Raw genomic sequence first — 24,178 nt, forward strand, 5'->3', positions numbered from 1 at the left:
ATCACAGTGGCGCGCGTTGAATGCGCGTCCAATCAAAGGTTGTTCAGTCATGGCACGTCATAAGGTTTTATACGGTTTCCACGCAGTGACCGCGCGTATCCGGCACGATGCGTCGACGGTCGAGGATGTCTATTACGACGCGACGCGCAAGGACCGTCGTATGACCGAATTCCTGCAGGCCGCGAAGGACGCGGGCGTGCGTCTGATCGCCGCCGACGAAACCCGTCTGTGGGGTCTCGCGCGCACCGAGCGCCATCAAGGCGTGGTCGCGCGCGCGGGCGATCTGCCGCTCGCGCAGAACCTCGCCGAACTGCTCGACGGCATCAGTGGCGCTCCGCTGATTCTCGTGCTCGACGGCGTGACCGATCCGCACAATCTCGGCGCCTGCCTGCGCGTCGCCGACGCGGCCGGCGCGCATGCGGTGATCGCGCCGCGCGATCGCGCGGTGGGACTGAACGCGACTGCCGCGAAGGTCGCGAGCGGCGCGGCCGACACGGTGCCGTACATCACGGTCACGAATCTGGCGCGCGCGCTGCGCGAACTGAAGGACGCGGGCGTCTGGGTGGTCGGCACGGCCGGCGACGCGGAGAAGAGCGTCTACGAAACGGAACTCGACGGGCCGGTGGCGCTCGTGATGGGCGCGGAAGGCGAGGGCATGCGGCGTCTGACGCGTGAAACCTGCGACGTCGTCATGCAAATTCCGATGGCGGGGACGGTGGAGAGTTTGAATGTGTCCGTGGCCAGCGGGGTGTGTCTGTTTGAAGCGGTGCGGCAGCGGGCGGTGAAGAAGTAGTTTTTCTGTCGTCTTGCTTGTTGCTGGTCGATTGATGGCGCCCGGAACGCGGTGGTGGTTTCGGGCGCTTTGTTTTGCGTGCAAGGGATTGGCTATTCACGCAACAGGTTACGTAGTGAGAATTCTCGCTAATTCATCAAAGAAGGTGCTGGTTGTATATCCCCATAAAACGGGATCGAAATCATATCCACACGCCTCATCGAATTTTTCATCCAGTTTTTCACCTGCCTCCTGCCTGAATTTCTCTATTTCGGCCAACGTATCCCGGATCTCTTCGGGCGAACTGTCTCTCTTGAAGCAAGAGACTATCTCCTCCAGAGTCTCTCCCCAAAGGTCCGAGTCCTGATTGAGATAGCCGCCAAACAATGCATAGAACTGTGGGTACGATGTTTCGTCGATCATTTCAGTAAGTACGATGTGAGAATGTAATAGGGCATTCCGTTGTATTCTTCAAATTTAATAGAAACTCGAACAGTACTCATTTCTTTAAGTTCCCCCGTTGCCCGGACGACTCCATAGCCCACCTTGCTCCCTACGTCCTGATAGAGAATCAAAAGACGCCTTGGGTTTGACTGAGCCCAATTCGTGATCTTCGACGTGTTGGACTCCATCACCTTCGAGATAGCCCATTCCGCGGCCGCCAAGTCCCGAAACGACGATACTACTCTTCTCTCCGATTCCAATCGCAGCCGCTCCCGCAACTGCGCCTCAGTCCTCCCCACATGCTTCAGTATCGTATGCCCGCCGATCCGGCTACCGGCTTTGGCCACATGCGCATCCAGACTAATCCGCCCCATCGTAATCCGCGCAACGCGCGCGGCTCTGATCGAGCCGATGAGTCCGAACGGCACCGCGATATCGAGCGACACGCCAATCTGATTAGCCAGGTCCGGGCGGGCTTTCAGCGTCTCGGCGAGCTTCGTTGCGCTTTGCTGTGTCAGCGTAGCCGTGTCCTCGCCCGTCAGCATCTGACGCAGACCAGCCGCCGCCGTGTCCGAGCCGTGTACGCCGAACATCACGCAACCAGCCTTGCTTGCCATCGTCGGTTCAGGCAGCACGCATAGTGCTGCCGCTCCGACCATCTCCGCTACCCCTGCGGCGACCTGCAGGCCGCCCCAGAGCCGGTTGCTCAGCATCTCCGTCTGGCTGATCGATCCACGCGTCAATATGGCGGCCAGCTGCGGCGCGCTGAGCACGAAGCGCACGCCATCTCCATCGTATTCCTGCGACATTCCAAAATCCTCTGTGGTCTTGCGGGCCTAAAAACTAGCAAGCACCACAGCGGTTTGATATGGGCGATGGATGATCCTTATGACTCAATGTGTGAAAAGCTGTCCGGCAAATCAGCGGGCTGCACGGCACAAAGCGCGCCCAAACCGAACCCTCCCCCCGCCACTCCGGTAAACTATCGGTTTTTCACGCTTTTCCCGCCTCTCCCATGACTCAAGACGAACTCAAGCAACTGGTCGGCCAGGCCGCCGCCGATTACGTGAACGCCAGCGTGCCACAAGGCTCGGTGATCGGCGTCGGCACGGGCTCCACCGCGAACTGCTTCATCGACGCGCTGGCCGCCACCAAATCCCGCTATCTCGGCGCGGTGTCGAGTTCGCTCGCCACCACCGCGCGTCTGCAATCGCACGGCTTCAAGGTGCTCGACCTGAACGAGATCGACTCGCTGCCGGTGTACGTCGACGGCGCCGACGAAATCGATCGCAGCGGTGCAATGATCAAGGGCGGCGGCGGCGCGCTGACGCGCGAGAAGATCGTCGCGTCGGTGTCGGAAGTATTCGTCTGCATCGCGGATGCGAGCAAGGTCGTCGAGACGCTCGGCAAGTTCCCGCTGCCGATCGAAGTCGTGCCGATGGCGCGTACCGCGATAGGCCGTCGCGTGACAGCGCTCGGCGGCGTGCCCGTCGTGCGCGTGACGAAAGAGGGCGCGCCGTTCATCACCGACAACGGCAACGAGATCATCGACGTGAAGGGCTTGAGCATCAGCGACCCCCGCACGCTCGAGGCGCATATCAACGCATGGCCCGGCGTCGTCACGGTCGGCCTGTTCGCGGGCCGCGGCGCGAATCTGTGCCTGCTCGGCACCGACACCGGCGTGCAAACGATCACGTACGGCCAGAATTAAGCGGCTGCATTTCTGTTCGCTCTGACGCGTGTGAACCGCTCCAGCGGTTCACACGCGTTTTTTATTGCGCTCGCCCGCCGCAGCGGCAATCGCGCGCACCTGGCGGAAAATGCCTGAACCCGCGCGCAGACCATTCGCCGTCGATGCTAGCCGCGCGCGATGCCCGCCACGTCAGGTGCCATTCGCCCGCGCAGCGCCCCGATCGCAACGCGTGGCCAGGACTAGCGAGAAGAGGTGACGACGAAAACGTCAGCCGTGGTGCACGGACGAAACCTCAGCAATCAAGCCGTGATTTTGCAGACGCAAACGGACTCTGCGAATTACTCGCGAACTGTCGCACGTCGAATGTGTGCACGCGCACGCACAGTCAGAAACGTGGCACATACACTCTTCTTTAAGGCCAGGTGGCGTTTCGTGACAGATAGGGCGGAATATGAAAGTGGCGATCGTGCACGATTGGCTGGTCGCTCCCGGCGGCGCCGAGAAAGTGCTCGAGCAGATCATCGAGTGCTTTCCCGACGCCGATGTTTTCAGCGTCGTCGATTTTCTCGAAGATCGCACGCCGCTAGCCGGTAAGCCGGTCACCACGTCATTCATACAACGCCTGCCGTTTGCGCGCACCCGGTATCGCGCCTATTTGCCGTTGATGCCGCTTGCCGTCGAACGGTTCGATCTGTCGAACTATGACCTGATCATAAGCAGTTCTTGCGCGGTCGCCAAGGGCGTACTGGTCGGCCCACATCAGACGCACATCAGCTACGTGCATTCGTTGATGCGTTATGCGTGGGATCTGCAGCATCAGTATCTGCGCGACGCGAATCTGCTGCGCGGACCGAAGTCGTGGGCCGCGCGGATGTTGCTGCATTATCTGCGCGGCTGGGACGCGCAGTCGACGAATGGTGTCGATCGTCTGATCGCGAATTCACAATCGGTCGCGCGGCGCATGCTGAAAACCTATCGGCGCGATGCCGCAGTGATTCCGCCGCCGGTCGACGTGAACGAATTCGAACTGCGCGCCGAGAAAGACGATTTCTATCTGAGCGTGTCGCGGATGGTGCCGCATCAACGCATCGATCTGATCGTCGAGACGTTCAACGCGACGCCGCAGCGCAAGCTAATCGTGATCGGCGATGGGCCGCAGATGGCGTCGATTCGCACGAAAGCCGGACCGAACGTGACGGTCCTCGGTTATCAGCCATTTGGCGTACTGAAGGATTATCTGGCGCGCGCGCGAGCCTTCGTGTTCGCCGCCGAGGAAGATTTCGGCATCGTGCCGCTCGAAGCGCAGGCCTGCGGCACGCCGGTCATTGCGTTCGCCAAGGGCGGGGCGCTCGAAACGGTCGTGCCGGTCGGCGACCCGCATCCGACCGGCGTTTTCTTCGCGCGTCAAACAGCGGTGTCGGTGCTCGACGCGGTCAACCGCTTCGAGCGGCTGAGCGCGTACATCACGCCGGCGGCCTGTCGCGCGAATGCCGAACGGTTTTCGGCCCAGGTGTTCCGGCGGGCGTTCATGGCCGAGGTTACGCGCACGATTGCGGCGGTCGCTCAGGGTCTGCCGGCGGCGGAACTGGGGGAGCAGGTGACGTGGGCAGAGTCCGATCTCGCGACCCGGGAACTCGGCATCGCCAGCGACACGGCGCCGAAAAGCAGATGGAGGCAATGAGGTGAGGGTCTTTCGCTGTTCTTGCCTCGTGGAGTTTTCGATAGGAGAGGGAAGGGTTTTTGTCGTCATGCAGTGATTTCGCAACAGGCAGTAACGAGCCGTTCTGACCAACGCGTCCGGGCGGCTATTGGTGTGGGCGCGTCCGCTTCGCGCTTTGTGTCGGCAGTGCGTATCGCGTATCGCGCGAAACGCACCGCGCGTGCAAGGCGAGCCGCGGCCGGCCATTGTCAAGCAGGCAGGACTGGACTTCAAAAAAACGACATCGGGGTGCGCGCCACGCGCTACGGGCGAGATATTCGCTGGCGCGGCATGCCTCGCGTGGCCATAACGACCTGAAGCAGACGTTCGCTATCGTGACCGCTGAATGACCTCACTGCGAAGTTCGCAGTGCTGGCAATTCGGCGTGCCACGGCGATTCACTACAACAGGCAGTCGTCATTCGCGCGTCATCGATTAACGCGCCGACGGCTTTTGGACGAGGACGAATTTAAACTCATGAATGCCGATCGCCTTCCGGGACCTTTTCCCGACATTGCCGCAACCTGGGCTGCGCTTAAGAGCCAGTTGCCGATCACGCCGATTCGCACCGAAGAGGATTATCACCAGATGGTGCGCATCGCAAACTCGCTGTCCGATCATCTAAGTGGTGACGAAAACGATCCGCTCGCGGATCTGCACGCGATCGTGAAGGAACTGGTCGGTCATTGGCAAGCGCGCAACCTGGCGATTCCAAAAGCGGAGCCGCGCGAGGTCCTGCGCCATTTGCTGACCACGCATGGTCTCAAGCAGAAGGATCTGGCCGGCATCGCGTCGCCGACCGTGGTCAGCGATATTCTCGCGGGGCGCCGCGCGATCAGCAAGAAAGTCGCCAAGGCGCTCGCGGTACGGTTTCAGACCGACGTCAGCCAGTTCCTGTAGCGGCGGTGTCGCGCGGCGGGTCCGTCAATGACGGAGTCCGTCGCGGCTCTTTGTCTTGCGTCAACGATGGCGGCTGTCGATCGGGCCGCCGGAGTTGGCGTTTCCATTTGCAGCGCGCCGCGGCGCCGGCACGATGGCCGCCACCGTCGGAAGCGATCCGCTCGATCGCATGATCAGAACGCGTTGCGGCCGACGAAGCCCTTGAAAATCGTGATGAAGACGATCTTCATGTCGAACCAGAACGACCAGTTCTGAATATAGAAGAGATCGAATTTGACGCGCGCTTCCATCTTCTCGACCTTGGCGGTCGCGCCGCGATAGCCGTTGACCTGGGCCCACCCGGTGATGCCGGGCTTGATGCGGTAGCGGTGCATGTAGCCGTGCACCTGGTCTTTGTACAGATCATCGTGTTCGATCGCATGCGGGCGCGGACCCACCACCGACATCTGACCGAGCAGCACGTTCAGAAACTGCGGCAGCTCGTCGAGACTCGTGCGGCGCATGAAGCTGCCGAGCTTCGTCACGCGCGAGTCATTGCGGGTCGCCTGCGTGATCTGGCCTTGCTCTTCCCGGTGCACGGTCATCGAGCGGAACTTGTAGATGCAGAACGGCTGACCATCGACGCCCTTGCGGATCTGCCGGAAAAACACGGGTCCCGGCGACGTGAGCTTGATGCCGATCGCGAGCACGACGAACATCGGCGCGAGTGCGAACAGCGCTAGCGCGGCGAACAGGCGGTCGAACATCAGCTTGGGCCACATCTGCGGCGGCGAGAACGGCGTCGCGCTCAGATTCAGCGTCGGCAAACCGATGACATCGACGATCGCATGATTGAACAGCGACAGACCGCGCACGTCGGGAATGAAGCGCAGATTGACGAAGTCGTGTCTGAAGGTGCGCGTGAAGCGGTAGATCGTGTGTTCCTCGCGAAGTGGCAACGCGAGCCACACTTCGTGGACGCGTTCGTCGCGCACCTTCGTCGCGAACGCTTCCAGATCGGTCAGCACGGGCAGGCGGGCCAGACGCGCGCCAGAGGCGTCGCGGCCTTCTAGGCTAGTGTCGAACACGCACACCGGTTTGAAGCCCGCTTGCGGCGCATGCTCGAGATGCGCGAGCAGCGTGCGCGCAAAGCCCGGTGCGCCGACTATCGCGACGGTGCGCGCGTTCATCCCGCGGCGGCGCACGAAGCGCAGCACCACGTGCATGATGCAGCGGGTCGCAATGATCAGCGCGCCGGAGATCAGCGTCGAATATCCGAACCATAGGCGCGACACCGCATCCATCCGATGCAGCGTGAACGCGAGCACGAGCGAGGTCGCGACGACCACGACCCACGCGGCGGCGATTCTCGCGAGCACTGGCGCGATCGCCTTGCCGCGCCACGTCTCATAGGTGCCGAAGCCCGGAAACAGCAGCAGAACCAGCACACAGTTGAACGCAATCAGAAGGCGCTCGGTATCGCCTAACGCGATTGGCGCGGGAAAGCGGATCCAGTGGGCTAGCAGACCACCTGCAATCACGAAGAGCACGTCGAGACATCGAGAAGTAGCCCTAAACATAGGCAAAGCGACCCCGGTCATCGAACGGCGTCCCGCTCATTCGACGGTCTCCGCCTGGCGCAGGCGCGGCAGCAGACGATCGAATTCGCGTTTCACGAGGCCGTAGCATTCGCACGCGCGGGCTTCGAGGCCCTTGCGGTCGAGCACCTTGATATGACCGCGGCTATGATGGATCAGGCCTTCGTCGTGCAGCTTGCCGGCCGCTTCGGTGATCCCTTCGCGGCGCACGCCCAGCATGTCGGCGATCAGCTGCTGCGTGACGGTCAGATCGTTCGACGCGACGCGATCCACTTCGATCAGCAGCCAGCGGCACAGTTGCTTGTTGAGCGCGTGATGGCGGTTGCACGCGGCGGTCTGCGCGACCTGGGTCAGAAGCGCGTGCATATACAGCAGCATCAGGCGGCGCAGAAAGTCGGACCGCGCGAACTGCTGCTTGAGCGCCTGCGCGCTCATCCGGTAGGCGAAGCCCGCGCATTGCACCTGCACGCGGTTGGGCATGGTTTCGCCGCCCGTCAGGACCGGCACGCCGGTCATGCCTTCGCGGCCGACCGCGGCGATCTCGACGGAGCTGCCGTCTTCCATCGTCGAGAGCATCGAGATGATCGCGGTGGTGGGGAAGTAAACATGATGGATCCGTTGACCCGAGTCGCACAGCAGTTGCTCGGTGCGCAGATGAACCAATTCCAGGTGGGGGGCCAGCGCTTGCCATTCGTGCGAAGGCAATGCGCCCAGCAGATGGTTACCGTGCAAATCGGATTGCAGTGTCAACATGATCGGTCCTCGCATGAAAGCCGCGCCGCGCGCGACTCTCTCCGTTTATTTGATCCGATGCCCGCATCCTCGGGACAGGGCTGCCCGGCGGGCAGCTAGGATGACCAGCACCGGCCCCGTTATAGGCCTGTCTGCCGCCGCCTCTGTTGTTGCGCTCGTGTGCGGTGGCACTCTGTTGCGTGAAGGTAATAGCGAGGACCGTGCCAACATCAGGGAAAACGTGTGCTGATGCGGCGCAGCGAACAAAACTGCAGTGCGACGGGAGGGGAAAAGCGGCTTTTTGTTTCAGTTCTGCACACCCCCTCCGGATGGGGAATGCATCGTATGAAAGCTTGGGGTTTCGGGGAATCCCTTGATATCAAAGGCTTCACGGCCAAAAACAGCAGGGCTGTCGAAGCTGTCTCAGATTTGAACCTGGCGCCGCATGCACGTTTTGAAGCGCTCGACCTAAAGTGTCGGAAATGATTCAGAAGTGTTAAATGAAGTGCGTACGCTGTCGCACGCGAAGCCTTTCAGAGCCGCTAACAGTCGCGTTCGAGCCAACAGTGGCTGCGCGGAGCAGACAGTTCGAGAGGTGCGAAGCGGGCTTTGGCGCGCCTCGCGGGCCTGCGACTAGTTCGGAACCACCACTAACCGTAAAAGATGGCGGAAAGCGCATTGATCGCGCGGACTTCCCCTTGTGGCGCCGCGCTTGTTTCATCCACTTTAAAGGCCGCGTTTGATGCAGGAGCAACGACTTCTTGCGGCGACGCGGCGAACGCGGTCGGCAACAGCGGTTCGAGCGGAAGCAGCGGCACGATACAGCGCCGGTTCGGCGCGAGATGGAACCAGTCGCGCGTCGCGCGATAGTGCGGATCAGTGATATGAACGAAGCGCGCAAAGCGCTTCGTTTCGATCGCGAGCTGCCAGCCGTTGCCGTCGCCACGACGTTCGACCTGAACGGTCATACCGAGGTCATCTCGCGCGTGCACGCTACGCTCGGGCAGATGAAACGCCTCGGACACGATCTCGCCGGTCGCGGCATCGTATAGCGTTGCAATCGTGACATCGTGCGCACGCGGGCCGAAGCGGTACGCATGCGTCAGATCGAAGAACTGGCCGAGCAGCGCGGCCGCGCTGATGCGTTGCAGGCTGCGCGGCGCAAGCGTCAGCGCGCTGCGCGCGGACGTGACCTTCACGCTGCCGTCGCGCAGACAGACCAGTTCGATTTCGCCGCTAAACGTTTGCGCGCGCTCGTTGATCAGATGGATATCGAGGCCGTTCAGGCCTTCGTCGGTCAGCGTGACCTGCAACGGCTGCAGTGTCTGCGCGAAGCCGTGCAGCGCGCTTTTCGGCCGTCCCGTCGCGTCGATCACGCCCCAGCCCGCGCCCGCGCGCAGATCCTGCAACTGCCACACGAGGCCGCCGCCGCACGGTGAGCCCGCGCGCCGCCACTCGGCGAACACGTCGCTGATCAGATCGGCAACCACCGCGCGCGACAGATCCAGATAGCGCGCCGTGTCTTCATAGCGCAAGCGCGCCGGCTCGACGCCGTAAAGCGCCTGCAGATAGTGATCGCGCACGTCGTCGAAATCCCAGCCCGCGCCAGCATCGCGCGGCACGGCGGCTTTCCAGCGCGGGTCGTGCGTGTGGATCGTGCCGAGCGCGCCGCGCAGCGTCGCGTCGTCGGGGACGTTGGCGAATGCCAGGCATTCGGCGGCGAAGCGCACCTGTGCGCGCCGCACGTCGGCGAGCGGCCGCTGATACGCGCCGACGCCGTAGTAGTGCGTGACGCCCTCGTTAGTCGAAAACGGCCACGCGCCACCCGATGGCGAATTGCTGACATAGGGCACGTCCGCGCGTTCGCGCGCGACGAGTGCGGGCAGCAGCTCGGTAAACAACGGTTGCGCGCGCCGCGCCGCGGGCAGTCCGAACATCGCCGCCTGCTGGTCGACCTCGCTGCCCCCGCACAGCACCGCGAGCGACGCGAAGCGACGCGTGCGGATCAGGAACTGGCTCGCTTCGCGCTCGATCAGTGCGCTGAATGCGGCATCGTTCGGGTAGTCGAAATTCGCCAGCGCGAAGTCCTGCCAGATCAGCAGGCCGTACTCATCGGCGAGCGCATAAAACAGATCTGATTCATAGAGCATCGTGCCGCCGACGCGCAGCATGTTCATGCCGGCGGCGCGCGCGAGCTCGAAGGTATGGCGCAACTGCGCTTCGGTGCCTGCTAGCGTGACGAGATCGGCGCTGGTCCAGCACGCGCCGCGACAGAACACGGGCACCTCATTCACGCGCAAGGTAAAGCCCGCAGCATCGGCGCCGCGATCCACTTCGATAAGACGAAAGCCGATCGAGCCTAGAGACTGGCTGATCACGTTGCCGTCGGCGAGTTGCAACGTCAGAGGATATAAAGCAGGCTGTCCGTGCGTGTGCGGCCACCAGCGTTTCGCATCGGGCACGCGCACGTCGCCGGTGAGTGTATATGCATCGTGCCATTGCAAACACGAAACATGGTTGCCGCACGCAAGTGTCGCGCGGCAGGCGGCGTCGTGGGGGTGTACGAAACGTAACGTCAACGAAACGACCCCATCGTCGTGCTCGAGCCGGCTGGTCAGATCAATCGTGTCGAATGCGTGCGGCGCGTCGCCGAGCATCTCGACTGGACGCCACGGCCCGACCGCCTGGATCGACGGACACCAGCCGGGCATGTGGCCGAGCAGCGTGGTGCGCACGTTGCGAAGCGTCGGCGGCGACACGAGGCGTGGCCGCCAGCGCGCACGCGAGCGTTTGGCCGCCAGCGCCGGCGTCAGTGAGCGAAAGCACAGCACGAGCGTCGCACGGCCATTCAGTTCGATATCCACATCATGGGCGATGAACATCGATGCGCAATCGAGCCGCTTCACATCGTCGAGCCACACTTGCGCGAGCGTCGCGAGTCCATGAAAGCGGAGGCGGCGCCGACCGGTGCCGATCAGCGTGACGCGATACCAGTGATCGTCGAACGCGAGCGGTGGCGGGTGATCGACATCGAGCAGACCGGCGGCGCGCCGCGCGCTCGCGACGGTGCCGGGCACGGGCGCGGCGAGCCAGCCTTGCGCGGGCAGATCGGCCGGTGACGCATAGGCGTTGGGTGGGGTGCTCAGACAAGCCCAGCCGGTGTCGAGCCGTTGCGGCCATAGGGAGAGCGCGCCGTCCGCGCGCGGACGGCCGGCGCCGCTCTCGTCAGCCGCCGGATCGAGTGTCGATACATCCACGGTCAATTCCCGGAAAACCGCGCGGCGGGAGGCACGCGCATCAACGCATCAACGCATTAGCGCACCAGAGCGGCTAGCGGCGGCAGCGTTTGTTCATAGGCGCTTTCAAGCACGTCGAAGCAGTCTTCGCAGCTATCGCGGCGACCCCGCGCGAGCGCGCGAATCAGCCGGAACTGCATCACCATCGATTCCGACGCGATGCGCTGCGCGGCGGCCGGTATCGTCGGCGGCATCTCGAAGCCCTGCGCGCACAGCCACTGCAGATACTTCGACAGAAACTCGAAGTTCGCACCGAGCTGCCGCATCAGATAGAACGAGTACAAATGGAAGTACGCCTCGTCGCGCCCGAACAGCGTATCGAGATGCGCGGGAAACGCGGCACGCCATTGCGAAATCGGATTGCTCAATGGACGCCGCTCCAGATGCGCGCACAGCAGTTCCGCCGACGCCTCCGCGAGCGCGGTGCCTTCGAGCGCGGGCCGCGCCTGCTTGGCGAACTCAACGTACGGAAACAGCAGATCGGGCTGGCCGGTGAAATGCGGCAGCTTGCGAAACACGCCGTCGTAGTCGTCGCCTTCGAGCTGGTGGTAGCCGGTGTTGTGGAAATAGCCGAGGCGGCGCGCGGCGGTATCGACGAAGTCGATGCCGATCGTGGTCTTCGGATGCTCGCTGCGATACGAGGTCGCGCGCGTATCGGGCAGGTAGTAGCCGTCGACTTCGACCAGCACGGTGTGGCCGCGCAATGTCTGCGTGAGCACGCGTTCTTCGAGCGAATCGTAGATCGCGAGCTCCTGCACCTGGGTGCCATACAGCCGTTCGAGATCATCCAGCGGAAACTTGAAGAACGTGAACTGATCGCCTTCGAAATCCTGCGTGACCGTGAACGCGAGCGCCGCGCGCGGATCGAGCCCGAAGCCGTGCAGCAGTTCTATCCACAGATCGACGTAGCAGTTGGTCTCCTGCCACACGCGTTCGCCCTGATGCAATGCGTGCGCTACGTGCTCGCGCGGCCGCGTGCCGGCACGGGGCGCCGCGTGGGTCTCCTGATGCGTCGGCGGATCGCCTGCGCGTCGCGGCAGCGACGAGTCGGCGAGCGAGCCGGCAAGCGCCCAAGTCGGCGATGAGTTCATGCGCGCTCTCCGGCGACGGCTGCGGTTTGCATAGATTGCGCCGCCTGCAGCGCATCCGCGACGCGGCTCCCGGTATCGCCCCACAGCAGCGCGCGCACGTCGTCGGGCCACGCGTCGACGTCGAGCCCATGATGACGGAACAGCGCGAGCGTGATGCGTTCCATGCCGAAGCCGACACAACCAGTATGCGCGGTCGTGCCGTTGTCGCAGGCGATCTTCCAGATCGCGCCGAAGTGGTCCATGTGATAGTTGAACGACAGGCAGGCCGTCTTGCCGCGCGGATCGGCGACCGCGATCAGCAACTCGAACTTGAGCGCCTGCGCGCGCTGGCTATCGGCGACGATCTTGCCGCCGCGGCCGAAGAACGGATCGTTCGCAAGATCGACTTCGACGGGCAAGCGCAGCAGCTTCACGAGCAACGAGCCGCGCTCGATCCACATCTGCCGGAACGCCATCACCTGCTCGGGGCTGCCGAGACGCACGTATTCGCGTTGACGGAACATTTGCATCCGGCCCGGATCGAGCGACGGCTCATGGCGAAAGCAGTACGACAGCACGTCGATCGTGCGGCCGCCGGCGGGCAGGGGGCCGCGCCGCGCCATCACCGGATAGATCGGATAGCAGGCGGCCGGCGTCAGCACGACGCGCGTCGGTTTCTGTTGCGCTAGCCACGCGTCGCCGCGGTCGTCGTCGCCGTCGGCCATCGCCTCGTCGAGCGCGCGCAGCAGACGGTGATGGCCCATGTCGTCGCCGCAGAACGCATGGATGGTGCCCGCGAGATTCGGAAAGCTCTTCAGGTACTCGCTGTCCTCGAAGTCGGTGCGGCGCATCGCGGGCGGAAAACGCAGCACTTCGGCTTGCTGATCTTTGCCGAGATGCGTAATCGCCACGTTCAATCGATCGATCACGTCCTCGAAAATCTGGCTGCGGCCATACAGTCCGTTTTCGCCGGTGTCGATCAGCAGGCCGGCTGCCAGCATCTCGTCGCGCAGCGTGAGCGAAGGCCCCACGTCGGTGGCGGGGGCCGCCGCGGCAGTGGCAGCAGCGGCGGTATCGGTCATCAGCTTCATTCAGGGTCTCCCCGGCGCGGCAGGACGTTGCGCGAGCAGCAGACTCGCGGTGTTCTGCGCGATACGGTCGTTATTGATCATCAAGGGCGCCGAGTGCAGGTCGCGCAGATGGCGGCCGACGCTATAGGGCGTGCCGTTCTTGTAGCCCGCCATGCCGCAGATCATCAGCACTTCCTGTACCACCTGCAGCGCGGTGCTCGAAATGCTGGTCTTCAGCGTGTTCATGTCCGACGCGAAACCGAGCATCGCCGCGAGCGGGGCGTCCGCCTCGATCGCGCCCTCGCGCGCCTGATGCGCGGCGCGCGCGGCCTCCAGTGCAACCGACAGACGCGCCTGCATCATCTGCAGCAGCCCGACGGCTTCGGCAAGCCGCAGGCCCGCCGGCGGCATGGTGCCGGGCTTCGCGCGCGCCTGCGCGCGGAAGAACGCTTTTGCGCGATTGACCGCATCGATCGCGATGCCGGTCCACACCGACGCCCACAGCGTGTGCGACACGGGCAGCATGGTCTGATCGGCGATGTCGGCGAACGGCGTCGCAAGAATCTGTTCGGCGAGTCCCGTCGCGACGAGCCGGAAGCCCTCGCTGCAGGTGCCGCGCATGCCCATCGCGTCCCAGCCGCCGCGTCGCTCGAGCTGCGTTTCGGCGCGCAGCGCGACGATCAGCACCTGGTCGGACGCGGACGCTTCGGCGGTGCGCCGCGCGGTCACGAGGATGCCGTCGGCGTGCGCGCCGTACGAGATCGTCGGTGCTAGCTTCTCGATCCGGAAACGCGCGCCATCGAGCTCGACCGAGCACGCGCTGGTACGCATGTTGCCGCCGATCGTCTCTTCAGATGTCGCCGACGCGAGCAGCCATTGCTGCTCGGCCAGTTGCGCGAGCAGGCTCGCTTGCCAGGCCGAATTGCCGCGATGAGAGTCGATGCACGCGACCTGAATCTGATGCATCGCATAGATCATCGCCGTCGATGCACAGCCCTGGGCGAGCGTTTCGCAGATCGCGCCGATATCGGCAAGCGACAGGCCCGCGCCACCGTAGGCGGTCGGCACCATGGCCGATAGCAAACGCTCGGCCTTCAGCGCGTCGAACGCCTCGACCGGAAAGCGCGCGTCACGGTCGACAGCGTCCGCGTATTGCGCGGCGATCGCCGCGCACCGATGCGCTGCAGCACGCCATTCGGGACCGCTGTCGAGCGCGGTCAGCGCCCCGGTTGCGGGGCTCTCGCCAGCACCGGTCCGTGCGTCGGTAGTCGAGTTCCCGGCCGCCCCGCAGGCCGCCGCGGCGGCCTGATCCAGCAGCGGCGCGCTCATGCTGCCGCCTTGGCCTGCAGCAACTCCGTCATCGCGGCGGCCATCGAGTCGATGCTCGAGAACAGGCGGCGTGTCAGCATACGGTCAGGAATTTCGACGTTGAATTCGTCTTCCATGGCAAGCATCAGATGCACGGTCGCGAGCGATGAGAGTCCGGCAGCATAGAGGTCGGCGTCGTCGGCGAGGTTTTCCACCGGGACATCCAGGCGTGCGGATTCTGAAAGGATGCGTCTCAATGCTGTTTTCATGCAGTTCTCCCCCTTATGGTCAAAGGTCGGGTGCCGGGATCGAATGATCGTGGGCGCCTGATTTTCGTAGGTAGGTTCGTGCGGTGCGAAGACCGCAGTGTGTGTGCGCGATGGTGCGGTGCGGTGATGCAGGCGGGCTGTGTGAAGCCATCTGCGATACCGGGCACGTGGTGAGACTGCGCTTCATTGGCTCGTATTTAAGAATCGGCAACCCCGAGCGTCAGTGCGATGGCGCACGGAAGCACGTCTTTCGCGCAGGCTACCGTGTAGTCGATGATGAGGGACCGTCATGGATCGGCCGGCCGTCGCACGGCAGGCATCGCCGGTTTCGCCAGGTATTTTGACCGCCGGGGGCGTGATGAACTGGAAAACGCTGGAGTTCGATCAGCTATCTGCACGTGAGTTGTATGTCGTGCTGCGTGCGCGCAGTGCGGTATTCGTCGTCGAGCAGTCACATGTGTGCCTCGACGCGGACGGTCGCGACGAGCACGCTTTGCATGTGTTCGCGGTCGACGACATGGCACGTCCAATGCCGGTGCTCGCCTATGCGCGGGTGCAGCCCGGCGATTCGGAAGATCCGGAAGTGACGATCGACAAGGTGCTGACGAGTCCGCTGCGGCGCGGCGACGGTACCGCCGAGATGCTGATCGAGCGCGTGCTCGAAGCGGTCGCCGAACGCTGGCCGGGCCGCGCCACGCGCGTGAGTGCGCCGCTTGGCTTGCGCGGGTTCTACGAGCAGTTCGGCTTTCGCAAAACGGAGGGGCCGTACCTCGAACACGGAATGCCCTACATCGGTCTCACGCGTCAGGTGCGCGGCGCTCAGGCGCGCTTCGGGCAGCGGCGGCGCGAGCGCGCCGGCGCATCGTTCGCCAACACGTTCGAACTGTTGTGATGCCGGGGCTCAGCCTCGTGCCCGTCCGGACGACGGCACGAGACGCAGCCAGAGCCGGTAAAGCGCGGCGCGCAATTCGCTGGACCCGCGCAGCGATATGCCGAAGTTCGCTGCGCTCAACGCGAGCGCAGCGACGATCGCCAGCAGCAGCGTGTTGATCGAATCCGCGAGCGCGAGCGCGACTAGCAGAAACGCCAGATGCGCGAGCATGTTGCGCACGATCGTCCACGCATGCAGCCGTGAGAAGGCGAGCAACACCGAGTAATCGAACAGCGCCTTCAGCACGACGACGACCGCCGCGCCCATGATGCCGAACCAGTGGATGCCGCACCACAACGCGCCGGTGAAGAACGGCAACTGAAGCCAGCTGACGCTTGCTACCGCCGCGGGATGGGTCTGCGCCTGCAACAGGCTGCCGAGGATGCTCGACTGGCCGCTCAGCCACACGCCGACGATCAGCACGCTCGCGACCGGCGCCGAGGCGGCAAGCTGGGGACCGAGCCACAGCAGCAGGAACGGCTTCAAGGCGAACAGCGCGACGATCACGCACGGCGTAAAAGCGCCATTGAGAAACGCGAGCGCATGGTGCGCGAGCGCGTCCGCATCCTCGCGCGACGCGGCCGACAGACGCGGAAAGAGCGTGCGCACCATCGCGAGCGGCAGCAGGTTCAATCGATTGATCAGGTTTTGCGGCGTCGCGTAGTAGGTGACGAAGCGCGCGCCAAGCAGTCCGCCGACGAACACGCGGTCGAGGGTCGAGGCAATCATGTTGGCGCCGGAAAACATCAGCAGCCAACGGCCGTAGCGGAACAGCCCGATCATCACGCGCCATTGCGGCAGCCGCATCCGGCGAATGCCGAGCGCGCGAATGGCGGCCACGCCGAGCATCAGGCCGGCGATGAAGCGCGCGATCACCGCGGCCGGAATCACGAACGCCAGCGACGGCGAAAAGCAGAAGATCGCCGCGATCGGCAGCAACTGGAACAGCGCGGTGCCGAGCATCTGGTTGATGTTGTAGCTCGCGAAGCATTCGACGCCGGTAATCGCGCCCGCGAATACCCACGTGACGTTCGTGATCGGCACCGCGACCGCGATCCACGGCAGGCTCGCCATCACTTCATGCTGGAACGCCGGCTCGATTTTTACGCCGTAGGTGATGTAGACGATGGTGCCGCCATAAATCAGCGCCCCGCCGATGATGCCGGTGCCGAGATTCATGAACCACGCACTCCAGAAAATCGGTTCGATCGAATCGTCGTTGGTCGCGCGCGCCTTGGCGATCTGGTTTTCCGTCGCGAGGCTGGTGCCCAGATCGAGGACGCTGAAGTAGCCGATCAGCGCCCACACCAGATTGATCACCCCATAGCGCTCGGCGCCCAGCAGATGAATGTAGGCCGGCACGGTCACGAGGGACACGAAGGTCGGCGCGACGGCTCCGGCGAAGTTGATGAAGATGTTCCTGACGATGCTTCGTTCCATGGTCCCTTGTCCGGCCGGTGACGGGCGAGCCTATCGTATGAGTTTCCCGTCGGCGCCGTCGCAGGTCTTGCATCTTGCCCCCAGGCGCCGCGTGGCTGTGTGGGTGGCCGTACAGATGGCCGCGATCGGAGGGAGTTAAATGGCAATGGTCATAGGGTCGCGTGGTGGTTGGCCACGAGCCTTGGCGTCGCGCACGGGCGCGCCCGCACCTTCTCCTTCACCTGATGCTCGGGGCACGCGCACCGCAGCCGCCGGCATTCAATACAGCTCATGAACGACGCGATCAGCCGCGTTTCGGTCCATGCGCGGGGCATGCTGCACTGCACAGCATGCTCATCGACACACGCGAGCCCAGCTCGATTCGGAGCCCAAACCAATGTGGAGGGACGCACATATGGGCGACAGCGCCTTTGTTGTAATCACATGAAAAGGAAGAAAACGTAAGGAGCGGACAGTGAGACCCATCGTCTTCGACGGCAACTTCGGCTGGTTGCATGCAGCCCACGGCCCGGATGGCGTTGTGATGTGTTCCCCGTTTGGCTATGACACGCTGTGCACGTATCGCGGCATGCGCCGGCTCGCCGAGCGCCTCGCCGCCCGCGGCATACCGGTGCTGCGCTTCGACTACCCGGCGAGCGGCGATTCGGCCGGCGATCCGACCGACGCCGGCCTGTGGCGCGCGTGGATCGACAGCGTCAAACAGGCGGTCGCGCAGCTGCGCGCGGCGACCGGTGTCGAGCGGGTCAGCTTGTGCGGTCTGCGTCTTGGCGGCATGCTGGCCGCGCTTGCCGCGCAGGAACTCGGCGATGTGCACGGTCTCGTGCTGATGTCGCCGGTGCTGTCGGGCAAGACTTATCAGCGCGAATTGCGCGCGCATTACCGGCAGTGGCTGAACGATCCGGCCGCGATGGATTGCGTGGTCGAACCCGATACCGACGAGTTCGTCGAAGCGTACGGCTTCCGCATGTATCGCGACACGCTGGAGAGCCTCTACACGGCGGATCTGTATCGCGCGACGAGCCGGCCGGCCGCGCGCGTGCTGCTGCTCGATTCACTGAACCCTGTGCGCACCGGTGCGCTCGCCGCGCATTACAGTGAACATGGCGTCGAGCTCGAGCGTCACCCGTTCGACGAATACAGCAGCTTCATGATGGAGCCGCTCGAAAGCGAAATACCGCACGCCGCGTTCGAGACCATCGAGAACTGGCTGCTCGCGGGCAGCACGCGAACCGGCCACGCGGTAGCGCGCGTGCCCGAGCGAGGCGAAGAGCCGGCGGGCGGCCATTATGTCGCGCCGACGCTGCACGAGACGCCGGTATGGCTGAACGACGGCAAGGTGTTCGGCATCTACTGCCGGCCCGACGGCGCCGCGGCGGCGCACGCGCCGGCGGTGCTGCTGCTCAATACCGGCGCGGTGTCGCGGGTCGGCAACGGGCGTTTCGGCGTACATTTCGCGCGGCGTCTTGCCCGCCAGGGGATTGCTTCGCTGCGCATCGACGTCGGCGGTGTCGGCGACAGCATGCCGTCGTGCGACACGCTGAGCCTCGACGCGCTGTACTCGCAATCGAGCGCCGCCGACGCCGCATGCGCATCGCGCTGGCTCGTCGCGCGCGGTCATGCGGGCGCGGTGCCGGTCGGCATCTGCTCGGGCGCCTATACCGGCCTGCATGCCGCGATGCGCGAACCCGCGGTGGTGGGCGCGGTGATCGTCAACGTACAGAAGTTCAGATGGCACAACGTCTGCGACGAACACGGCAAGCCGATGATCCCGGTGTCCGCGTTCGGGTCGACGCGCAACTACATGCGCTCGATGAAGCAGCCGGGCAAATGGCTGCGCGTGCTCAAGGGCAAGACGGGCGGCTGGGGCCTCGTGCGCGAGCTGGTGGTACGGCAGCTCGCGAAGACCGGCGAAACGCTGGCCGACCGGATCGAGCGGTTGTGCGGCCTCGAACTCGGCGCGCGGGATGAGCGGCATCTGTTCGCCAACCTCGATGCGCGGGGCGTCGACACGCACCTGGTGTTCGGTGTGCTCGACGAAGGCGTCGAGGAGCTCGAGCGCTACTTCGGTGCGCGCGGCACGCGGCTCGCGCGCTTCACGCGCATTCACGTGGCCTTTTGCAAGCACACCGATCACGCGGTCCTGTCGTCGGTGGCGCAGGAAAACATCATGTCTTACGTCGAGAACGTCTATCGCGGCGGCTTCACGAAGCTGCGTCAGCCCGACAGCGCCGCGCTCGACGGCGAACTGCACAGGCAGCACCCGGAACACGGTGAGCATCGCGGCCCGGGGGCGTTGCGTCCGTTCGGAGAAGCATAGGGGAACACGCGGCGGACAGAGGGGCACGCGCGTACGACCAGAAACGATTGCGACCACGAGGCACCTGCTGGCGTCATGCCGGCCGGTGAACAGGAGTTGGATTCGAGAGGATCGCAAATGAACCGAATAGTAGAGCCAGGTAATCCGCTGGCGCCGGGGGCTCGAGCCGCAGCCGCGCTTCACGAACTGACCGTGCAACCGGTGATTCTCGTGGGCGACTCCGGTACGAGGCCGTGGCCGCTGTCGCGCGAACGCAATTCGAAGCGGCTGGCCGGTCCGATGGACGACCGCTCGCTGCTCGAAGCGACGCTGCGTTGGGCCGACGATGCATTCGACTCGGCCGCGCACGACGCGGCCCGTACCAGGCCGTCCGCCGCGCCGCTGGTGGTCTGCCGCGACGAGCCGCGGCTGCCTGCGCTAGAGCGAGTCGAGCGGCGGTACCGCAAGCCTGCGCGCTTGCTGCTCGAACCGATGGCGCGCAACACCGCGCCGGCGCTGAGCGTCGCGGCGCTCGCCGCGCGCGCGTCGGCTGTGGCTGGCGACGATCCGATCCTGGTCGTGCTGCCCACCGATCATCCGAGCGCCGATCACACTGCATTCGGTGCGGCGCTCAACGAGGCGCTCGCGCATGCGTCGCGCGGCGCGATCGTCGCGTTTGGGGTGCCACCGCAGCGCGCGGCGATCGGCTACAGCTATATCCGCACCGACGCGCCCTTGGGCAACCGGGGCGCGCGGACGATCGGACGCTTTGTCGAGAAGCCCGATGTCGAGCTTGCCGAGCGCTACTTCGCCGCGGGCGAGTACTGGTGGAACTGCGGTATGTTCGTGGTGCGCGCGTCGGTATGGCTCGACGCGATCGGCTTGTGCCGTCCGCTGATCGCGTCGGCCTGCAAGGACGCATTCGCGGGCGCGAGCATCGACGATGCCGGCGCGGTGCATCTCGCGCGCGACGCGTTCGCCGCCTGTCCGTCCGACTCGGTCGGCCATGCGGTGATGGAGCGCATCGGTACCGACGCGCGTCTTCTCGGCGTGACGGTACCGCTCGGCGCGGGCTGGCCGGACGTCGGCGCGCCCATGCGCGTCAATGCAGGTCAAGCCGATAAGCCAGCCGATGACGCGCGGTCGCCGTCATTCGACGAGCGGCGCTTTCGTCATGCGCTCGGGCGCTTCGCAACCGGCGTGGTGGTGATCTCGACCGGCAGCGGCGACAGCCTTCACGCGATGACCGCCAACGCGTTCATGTCGGGGTCGCTGAAGCCGCCGCTGATCGTCGTGTCGGTCGGACATCGTGCGCGCATGCATGCGCGGCTGATGGATGCCGAGCTATTTGGCGTCAGTGTGCTGTCGGAGGCGCAGGAGTCCCACAGCCGCCATTTCGCGGGCGAGGCGCAAAGCCGCCTCACGCCGACTTGCGCACCGCGCTTCGCGGCGGTCGACGGCCTTGCCGGCGTCGTGCTGCTCGAGCACGCGGCCGCGCGCTTCGCCGCGCGCGTGGTGGACCGCCATCCGTGCGGCGACCATACGCTGTTCGTCGGCGAAGTGCTGGTGTTCTCGCTCGACGAGCACGCGCCGCTGCTGTTTTTCGGCGGCCGCTATGCGTCGGTGGCGGCGAGCGCGTCGAACGAGGATTCGGCGTGATGCGATTGCTATCGCATGTTTGTTCGCCCGAGCACGCAATCGCCGGACCACGTCCGTGCAAATCAGACAATTTCGTCACGCCAACGTGCGAATGCGCACTAATTAAACCGGGTAACGCAGGCACGCTTTGACGGGCGAGCTTTGAGCCTGGCGGAACAGATTGCGTTACACGAACGAAACAAATCTTCAGAGGGATAACCCTGTCAGGAAGTGTCCCAACTGGCGCATCCGTTTCGAAGCTAGCAACGTATCGAAAACGATCCCATTTGCATAACAGATACGTACGGGCCCTTCATCAACAGGCCACGCGGGGTCAACACCGCTTCGGGGATATGTCATGGAACACGCAAACAAGGATCGCTCGCTGGTGAGCAAAGTGATGGACGGGCTCGTCAGCGGCATCGTCGAGGAAAAGTACGGCGCGATTCTGCCGCCGCAGGATGTGCTGTCGAAGGAATTCGACGTGAGCCGCACCGTGATGCGCGAGGCGCTATCGATGCTGCTCGCGCGCGACATGCTCGACGTGCGCCCGAAGATCGGCACGCGCATCCGGCCGATGAGCGACTGGCGCATGATCGACGAGGACGTCGTCAACTGGCGTTTTCGCGCGAAGCCCGATCCGATGTTTCTGCGTGACGTGATCGAGTTTCGCATCCTGATCGAACCGCGCGCTGCGGCGCAGGCGGCCGCACGCGGCAGTGCCGCGGATGTCGCGGCAATTCGCGAGGCGTTCGAGGCGTTTCGCGTGATCCGTCCGGGCGAGCCCGCCTATCAGGAAGCCGACGAGCTGTTTCACACGCGTATCGTGATCGCGAGCGGCAACCAGTTCTTCAAGCAGATGGCCGCGATCATTCGCGGCGCGCTGTCGACCGTCGCCCCGATCGTGCATGACCGGACCGGGGTGTGGGAGAGCGCGATCGCGTCGCATCAGCGCGTCGTCGAAGCGATCGAGCGGCGCGATCCGAAGGAGGCCGAGATCGCCTCGCTGGCGATGATCGATTATGCGGCCGAGGAGATCGGCGGCCGGTTTTCCGCGGAGCCGCCGGCGCGGGTTTGAGACTCGGTGTGAGCGTCGGTTTGAGCCTGGTTGCTTGAGTGCCTGGCCGCGACAGCGGCGGCGCGGGTGTCGAAGGTCGGTGCGCGGCTGCGATGTCGCATGGTTCGGATTGGCCGGGTTCGCCGCATTCTCAAACGGCATCGGCGACAATAGCGGCTGTTCCGAACCGCATGGACCCTCGCACACACGATGACAGACACGACAGCGGCACCGCAGGCAGCCACCGCCCAACCGACCAATCGGGCAACGCAGGACACCACTTCATCGCGTGAAATCCGTTGGGGGATCGTCGGCACTGGCCGGATTGCGCGCCGCTTTGCGCAAGGTCTCGCCTTCGTGCCGCGGGCGCGGCTCGCCGCGCTGTGGTCGCGTCGCGTGGAACCGGCTCAGGCGTTCGCCGATGAATTCGGCGGTACCGTTTGCGACAGTTTCGATACGCTGCTCGCGAGCGGCATCGACGCGCTCTATATCGCGACGCTGCAGGACAGCCACGCCGACTATGCGATCGCCGCGTTGCAAGCCGGGCTGCACGTGCTGTGCGAGAAACCCGCGTGTATCAATCGTGCGCAGCTCGAGCGCGTGCTCGAGACCGCGCGCGCTTCGCAACGGCTCTTCATGGAAGCGATGAAGCCGCCGTTCTATCCGCTTTACAGAAGGTTGCGCGAGCACCTCGCGGCCGATCCGATCGGCGAGGTCGGCCTCGTGCGCGCGGGCTGCTCGGTGCCGGGCGTGCCGGCCGATCATCCGTCGCTGTCGTTCGAGCATGCGGGCGGCGCGTTGCTCGATATCGGCATCTACGAAATGTTTCTTGCGGTGGATTGGCTCGGCGCGCCACGCGACGTGCAGACCTTCGGCCGGCTCGGCGCGACCGGCGTCGACACGTTCGCGAGTCTGAACAGCCAGCACGAGCGCGGCGGCATCGCGCAGCTATTCTGCGGGCTCGATCTGCATGGCAAGGGCGATGCGCTGCTGATGGCCAAAGGCGGTCACGTGACGCTGCACGAGCCGTGGTGGAACCCGTCGCGCGCGAGCATCCGTTACGCGGACGGCCGCGTCGTCGAACTCGACGAACCGTTCGAAGGCGGTGGTTTGAACTACGAGACCGCGCATTTTTGCGAGCTGATTCGCGCGGATGTGCTGGAGAGTCCGCTGATGCCGCACGACACGTCGCGACAGATGATCGCGATGGCCGACGCTGCGCGCGCGGCGTTGGGGCTGAAGTTCGCTGGCGAATGAGCCACAGCGGCAAAGGAAAAGCAGTGGGCGCCGCTCAGTGCCGCGTCGGCAGCGACAGCCGCCGCTCGTACCAGCGCTGCGCCCACTCGAGCACCTGGCACAGCACCCAGTACACTGCCGCGGCGGCCAGATAAAGCGGCAGCGGCTGATAGGTCGACGCGATCATTTCCTGCGCGCTGCGCAGCAACTCGGTCACCGTGATCACGGACACGAGCGAGGTGTCCTTGACCAGGCTGATCAGGCTGTTCGACAGACTCGGCACCGCGATGCGCAGCGCCTGCGGCGCGATCACGTAGCGCAGCGTCTGGCGCCGTGACAGCCCAAGGCTGTACGACGCGAGCCACTGGCCCTGGTGAATGCCCAGAATCGCGCCGCGCATGCTCTCGGACAGATAGGCGGCGACGTTCGCCGACAGCGCGATCACGCCGGCCGGCGTCGGTTCGAGCGAGATGCCGAAGCTCGGCAGACCGTAGTAAATCACGAAGATCTGCACCAGCAGCGGCGTGCCGCGCATCACGCTCACATAAACGCGTGCGATCCAGTTCAGCGGCCGGCTGTGGCTGATCCCCATCAGTGCGAGCACGGCGCCGCCGATCAAGCCGAAGATCATCGACAGGATCGCGAACTTGATCGTCAGCAAGGCGCCTTGTGCGAGTACCGGCAGCGATTGGAGCAGCAGGGATGTGATGGACATGGGTAGTGTTCTTATTGACGCACAAAGCGCACATC

20 protein-coding genes and 1 pseudogene are annotated in these 24,178 nt (G+C 64.5%); 10 read left to right on the top strand and 11 right to left on the bottom strand.

Annotated elements, in window-relative coordinates:
- Positions 1 to 49 precede the first annotated feature (49 nt).
- Positions 50 to 793 carry a 23S rRNA (guanosine(2251)-2'-O)-methyltransferase RlmB gene (gene rlmB, locus AB4Y34_RS28250; protein ID WP_368717886.1) on the top strand — a complete coding sequence of 248 codons (744 nt, stop codon included), beginning with the start codon at positions 50 to 52 and terminating at the stop codon, positions 791 to 793.
- Positions 794 to 901: 108 nt separating this feature from the next.
- Here rlmB and AB4Y34_RS28255 read toward each other — a convergent pair whose 3' ends face one another.
- Complete coding sequence (locus AB4Y34_RS28255) at positions 902 to 1,195, bottom strand: contact-dependent growth inhibition system immunity protein (protein WP_368717887.1); 294 nt, start codon at positions 1,193 to 1,195, stop codon at positions 902 to 904.
- Positions 1,192 to 2,025, bottom strand: coding sequence for an RNase A-like domain-containing protein (locus AB4Y34_RS28260; RefSeq protein WP_368717888.1), 834 nt, complete (start codon positions 2,023 to 2,025; stop codon positions 1,192 to 1,194). The genes AB4Y34_RS28255 and AB4Y34_RS28260 overlap by 4 nt, the downstream gene beginning before the upstream one ends.
- 206 nt (positions 2,026 to 2,231) lie before the next feature.
- Between AB4Y34_RS28260 and rpiA the strand changes: the two genes are divergently transcribed.
- From rpiA to AB4Y34_RS28275, 3 genes are all read left to right on the top strand, one after another.
- A complete protein-coding gene (gene rpiA / locus AB4Y34_RS28265) occupies positions 2,232 to 2,927 on the top strand; it encodes a ribose-5-phosphate isomerase RpiA (RefSeq protein ID WP_176377933.1) in 696 nt (231 codons plus the stop codon).
- A gap of 433 nt (positions 2,928 to 3,360) precedes the next feature.
- The gene (locus tag AB4Y34_RS28270) at positions 3,361 to 4,590 is read left to right on the top strand and encodes a glycosyltransferase family 4 protein (protein ID WP_368717889.1); all 1,230 of its coding nucleotides are present in this window, start codon (positions 3,361 to 3,363) and stop codon (positions 4,588 to 4,590) included.
- A 495-nt stretch (positions 4,591 to 5,085) separates the two neighbouring features.
- Positions 5,086 to 5,508, top strand: a complete 423-nt coding sequence (locus AB4Y34_RS28275) for a type II toxin-antitoxin system HigA family antitoxin (protein WP_176377931.1) — start codon at positions 5,086 to 5,088, stop codon at positions 5,506 to 5,508.
- Between the two features lie 173 nt (positions 5,509 to 5,681).
- Here AB4Y34_RS28275 and AB4Y34_RS28280 read toward each other — a convergent pair whose 3' ends face one another.
- The 7 genes from AB4Y34_RS28280 to AB4Y34_RS28310 form a co-directional block, all read right to left on the bottom strand.
- On the bottom strand, positions 5,682 to 7,067 hold the full coding sequence (locus AB4Y34_RS28280; protein WP_176377930.1) for an undecaprenyl-phosphate glucose phosphotransferase: 1,386 nt from the start codon (positions 7,065 to 7,067) through the stop codon (positions 5,682 to 5,684).
- A 36-nt stretch (positions 7,068 to 7,103) separates the two neighbouring features.
- Positions 7,104 to 7,838 carry a Crp/Fnr family transcriptional regulator gene (locus tag AB4Y34_RS28285; protein WP_006048767.1) on the bottom strand — a complete coding sequence of 245 codons (735 nt, stop codon included), beginning with the start codon at positions 7,836 to 7,838 and terminating at the stop codon, positions 7,104 to 7,106.
- A 629-nt stretch (positions 7,839 to 8,467) separates the two neighbouring features.
- Positions 8,468 to 11,074 (bottom strand): glycoside hydrolase family 2 protein, encoded by a 2,607-nt coding sequence (locus AB4Y34_RS28290; RefSeq protein WP_368717890.1) that lies wholly within the window; start codon positions 11,072 to 11,074, stop codon positions 8,468 to 8,470.
- 56 nt (positions 11,075 to 11,130) lie between these two features.
- Positions 11,131 to 12,204: a DUF1839 family protein gene (locus AB4Y34_RS28295; RefSeq protein WP_368717891.1), complete on the bottom strand. Its 1,074-nt coding sequence runs from the start codon at positions 12,202 to 12,204 to the stop codon at positions 11,131 to 11,133.
- Positions 12,201 to 13,274, bottom strand: coding sequence for an amino acid--[acyl-carrier-protein] ligase (locus tag AB4Y34_RS28300; protein WP_368717892.1), 1,074 nt, complete (start codon positions 13,272 to 13,274; stop codon positions 12,201 to 12,203). Before AB4Y34_RS28300 ends, AB4Y34_RS28295 begins: the two co-directional genes overlap by 4 nt.
- The gene (locus AB4Y34_RS28305; protein WP_368717893.1) at positions 13,275 to 14,582 is read right to left on the bottom strand and encodes an acyl-CoA dehydrogenase family protein; all 1,308 of its coding nucleotides are present in this window, start codon (positions 14,580 to 14,582) and stop codon (positions 13,275 to 13,277) included. It lies immediately after the preceding gene.
- A complete protein-coding gene (locus AB4Y34_RS28310) occupies positions 14,579 to 14,830 on the bottom strand; it encodes an acyl carrier protein (protein ID WP_176119958.1) in 252 nt (83 codons plus the stop codon). Before AB4Y34_RS28310 ends, AB4Y34_RS28305 begins: the two co-directional genes overlap by 4 nt.
- A 358-nt stretch (positions 14,831 to 15,188) precedes the next feature.
- Here AB4Y34_RS28310 and AB4Y34_RS28315 point away from each other — a divergent pair, with 358 nt between their 5' ends.
- Complete coding sequence (locus AB4Y34_RS28315) at positions 15,189 to 15,722, top strand: GNAT family N-acetyltransferase (RefSeq protein WP_176108731.1); 534 nt, start codon at positions 15,189 to 15,191, stop codon at positions 15,720 to 15,722.
- Positions 15,723 to 15,731: 9 nt separating this feature from the next.
- Here AB4Y34_RS28315 and AB4Y34_RS28320 read toward each other — a convergent pair whose 3' ends face one another.
- Positions 15,732 to 17,201, bottom strand: a complete 1,470-nt coding sequence (locus tag AB4Y34_RS28320; protein WP_368717894.1) for an oligosaccharide flippase family protein — start codon at positions 17,199 to 17,201, stop codon at positions 15,732 to 15,734.
- Positions 17,202 to 17,655: 454 nt separating this feature from the next.
- On the opposite strand from AB4Y34_RS28320, the gene AB4Y34_RS28325 reads away from it, so the two are divergent.
- From AB4Y34_RS28325 to AB4Y34_RS28345, 5 genes and pseudogenes are all read left to right on the top strand, one after another.
- A complete protein-coding gene (locus tag AB4Y34_RS28325) occupies positions 17,656 to 19,518 on the top strand; it encodes an alpha/beta fold hydrolase (protein ID WP_368717895.1) in 1,863 nt (620 codons plus the stop codon).
- Positions 19,519 to 19,635: 117 nt separating this feature from the next.
- Positions 19,636 to 20,577: pseudogene (locus tag AB4Y34_RS28330) on the top strand (sugar phosphate nucleotidyltransferase); the annotation flags it as partial.
- A gap of 15 nt (positions 20,578 to 20,592) precedes the next feature.
- Entirely contained in the window at positions 20,593 to 21,156 is a 564-nt protein-coding gene (locus tag AB4Y34_RS28335) for a flavin reductase family protein (RefSeq protein WP_255208664.1), read from the top strand.
- Between the two features lie 337 nt (positions 21,157 to 21,493).
- Positions 21,494 to 22,213 (top strand): FadR/GntR family transcriptional regulator, encoded by a 720-nt coding sequence (locus AB4Y34_RS28340; protein WP_368597323.1) that lies wholly within the window; start codon positions 21,494 to 21,496, stop codon positions 22,211 to 22,213.
- Positions 22,214 to 22,402: 189 nt separating this feature from the next.
- Entirely contained in the window at positions 22,403 to 23,449 is a 1,047-nt protein-coding gene (locus AB4Y34_RS28345; protein ID WP_368717896.1) for a Gfo/Idh/MocA family protein, read from the top strand.
- 34 nt (positions 23,450 to 23,483) lie between these two features.
- Here AB4Y34_RS28345 and AB4Y34_RS28350 read toward each other — a convergent pair whose 3' ends face one another.
- The gene (locus AB4Y34_RS28350) at positions 23,484 to 24,143 is read right to left on the bottom strand and encodes an amino acid ABC transporter permease (protein ID WP_176108727.1); all 660 of its coding nucleotides are present in this window, start codon (positions 24,141 to 24,143) and stop codon (positions 23,484 to 23,486) included.
- Between the last annotated feature and the right edge of the window lie 35 nt (positions 24,144 to 24,178).

Origin of the sequence: Paraburkholderia sp. BR10954 (assembly GCF_040965775.1) — a bacterium.
GTDB classification, from domain to species: domain Bacteria; phylum Pseudomonadota; class Gammaproteobacteria; order Burkholderiales; family Burkholderiaceae; genus Paraburkholderia; species Paraburkholderia youngii.